Below are 2,930 nucleotides of genomic sequence, written 5' to 3' on the forward strand. Positions count from 1 at the left end.
ACTGTCATGGAACATATCAGGAAAATCCGGGCGAAGCTGGCTGCTTGTACGCTTCACAGTTATATTGATACAGTTTGGGGGTGTGGTTATCGGTGGAACGTCTGAAAAATATGGAATTAAAGAAAACTTTTCTCGTCCTATCTGCTTCCTGTGTTTTGGTGGCTCTCCTGATGTTAGGCTTAGTCTTTATGATATGCAATTCAATCAGCAGCACCTTTCCCTCCGGTGGAATAGAAATTTTAGCAGACGGTTCAATCGTTAAAATGGAAACCCCCACAGAGACCCAGCAAAATATATTGTCCATGCTTGGTATCATTCAAATTGTGTCCTGCATTGTTCTCCCTATGGGCGGGCTGGCTCTATCCGGCATATTATATTATCATATCAAATTGAAACAGCCAATCTCCACGCTACGGAATGGGATTTCACGGATTCGGAACCATGACCTTGACTTTTCTATGCCTGTCCATTCTGATGATGAATTGGGGCAGCTCTGCACCGCCTTTGATACTATGCGTGAAGAACTTCTGAAATCAAATCAGGAACTGTGGCGGCAGGCAGAAGAACGGAAAAGGCTAAATGCCGCCTTTTCCCATGACTTGCGCAATCCGATCACGGTCTTAAAGGGAACTATAAAATTACTGCGGCAGGGAACAGCAGATGAACAAGCCATTGACAGATTGGAAAGCTATACATTACGGATTGAACGGTATGTAGAAGCTATGAGTAGCATCCAACGATTAGAACAAATGCCAGTGCGGATAAACGAGTATTCCTATTCACTGCTACATTCTGAATTAGAGGAAACAGCAAAAATTCTTGCAGGAGCATTAGAACCGTCTGTTTCCGCACCTGATAAGGGGACAATACAATTAGATCATGGATTGGTTTTAACCGTTGCTGAAAATCTAATTGGAAATGCAGCTCGGTTTGCAAAGAGTAAAATTGAAATTCATTTGGAACGGAAAGGAAACTTCTTGCATCTATCAGTTACAGACGATGGGCCAGGCTATCCTGTGGAGTTAATACAAAGCGGCCCGAAACCGTTTGGAAAAATGAAAGAAGACTCCGCACACTTTGGTATGGGGCTATACAGCAGCCAGATACTATGTCTGAAGCATGGAGGAACACTTACACTGGAAAACAGAAAAAGTTATGGCGCAACGGCTACTGCTTCTTTCCAAATAAATCAGAAACCTTGAGCGTTTTTTGAGATTTCTGTTTTACACTCTCCTTATATTATAAACAAGGAGAGTGTTTTTTATGAACATTGAAGCAAAGGAACTATCGAAAATCTACGGCAGCGGCGAGAGCCGTGTCGTTGCGTTGGATAAAGTCAACCTTGAAATTGCATCCAGCGATTTTATTTCTATTATGGGGCCATCTGGCAGCGGCAAAAGTACCTTGCTCCACCTGTTGTCTGGACTGGACAAGCCGACTTCCGGCAGTCTGACATACGATGGAAAAGACATTTATCGTTTTAATGACAAAGAACTGTCCTCATTTCGCCGTCGGCGCATCGGATTTATCTTTCAGCAATTCAATCTTCTCCCTGTGCTGACCGCAAAAGAAAACATCATCATGCCCCTGCTTCTGGACAAAAAGCAGCCGGACGAAGTATATCTAAATCAGCTTACGGATTTGTTAGGTATTCGTGAACGGCTGACCCATTTGCCCCATGAACTTTCCGGCGGTCAGCAACAGCGTGTAGCGATTGCCCGTGCCCTGATTGCAAAGCCGGATATTATTTTTGCTGACGAACCGACTGGAAATCTGGACAGCAAGAGCGGCGGCGAGGTTATGGAAATGCTGCAAAGCATATGGAAAAAGATGGGGAAAACGCTTGTTATCATCACTCACGACAGCCGCATTGCAAGAATGGCAGACCGGCAATTTGTAATTGTGGACGGTGTTCTTTCGGAGGTGACAGCAAGATGAAATCTTATTTAGCTCTTGCATGGAAAGAACTGAAAGCACAGAAAATCACGGCAATCCTGATCTTGGTTGCAGTTATCATGTCCACGATTATGACGACAGTGATCGGTCAGTCTATTGGTATATTGCAATCCATGCGTATTCAGCAGGCGGCGGGTCTGAACGGAAACCGTTATGCAACCTTTCATCAGCTTGGCAAGGAACAGGCGCAAAAGCTGCATGAAGATGATCGCCTATATGATGTAGGCGATACGATCTTTATCGGCAGCACACCATTAGGCAACAGTAGTTTATCTTTATATCTTCGGGAATATCACGATAACGCATTATCTATGTACCCGGCAATCGGAAACGTAAAAGAGGGACGATTACCAGAGGAAGCGATTGAGATTGCCCTGTCGGAGGATGCGCTTCAATATCTTGGATTGGACGCTGTAATTGGCGATACCGTTTCTCTGGATTTGAGTGTTTCCGTTATGGATGGATCGCTGTCAGAGTTAGAATATTCTGCTGATTTTGTATTGACGGGCATTCTGGAAAGCAGCTATATCGGCTACGCATCTGGTACGGTTGAGGGGATTGTCGGTGAGGGAACCGCAGAAGAACTGTTGCCAGAAGATTATCTGCTTTATTCCACAGATTTTAAGACTTATGACAAGCAGAATTTTCAAAACATCATTTATGCTCTCGCAGAAGATTTGAACGTGGATGAACGGTATATCCAATATAACTGGGTTTTGCTTGACGCTATTGGTATTTCCTATGATGAAGCGGTAGACAGCGATACCGGTACGGGATTTTCATTTATGACTGCGGCGTGTATTTTGGTGGGTGTGCTGGTCTTGCTGGCGGCTGGGCTGGTAATCTACAACATTCTGAAAATCTCTATCACAAAACGCATCAAAGAATACGGAACACTTCGTGCGATTGGTGGAGAACGAGGGCAAATCTATCGTTTGGTTTCTTTGCAGCTTTTGATTCTCTGTGGAGCCGGT

The 2,930-nt window shown here is 44.3% G+C and carries 4 protein-coding genes; all 4 read left to right on the plus strand.

Features of this window, described 5'->3' with window-relative positions:
- Window positions 1–105 (plus strand): winged helix-turn-helix domain-containing protein (locus tag ACTQ34_RS17670; RefSeq protein WP_441364914.1); only part of this gene is annotated, 105 nt, incomplete at its 5' end.
- Window positions 93–1,202: a HAMP domain-containing sensor histidine kinase gene (locus ACTQ34_RS17675; RefSeq protein WP_441364912.1), complete on the plus strand. Its 1,110-nt coding sequence runs from the start codon at window positions 93–95 to the stop codon at window positions 1,200–1,202. The genes ACTQ34_RS17670 and ACTQ34_RS17675, both read left to right, overlap by 13 nt.
- 61 nt (window positions 1,203–1,263) lie before the next feature.
- Window positions 1,264–1,938, plus strand: coding sequence for an ABC transporter ATP-binding protein (locus ACTQ34_RS17680; protein WP_004850548.1), 675 nt, complete (start codon window positions 1,264–1,266; stop codon window positions 1,936–1,938).
- Window positions 1,935–2,930: ABC transporter permease (locus tag ACTQ34_RS17685; RefSeq protein WP_441364913.1), on the plus strand; the 996-nt coding region annotated here is incomplete at its 3' end. The genes ACTQ34_RS17680 and ACTQ34_RS17685, both read left to right, overlap by 4 nt.

The organism is Agathobaculum sp. LCP25S3_E8 (genome assembly GCF_052117165.1).
In the GTDB taxonomy this organism is placed as follows: domain Bacteria; phylum Bacillota; class Clostridia; order Oscillospirales; family Butyricicoccaceae; genus Agathobaculum.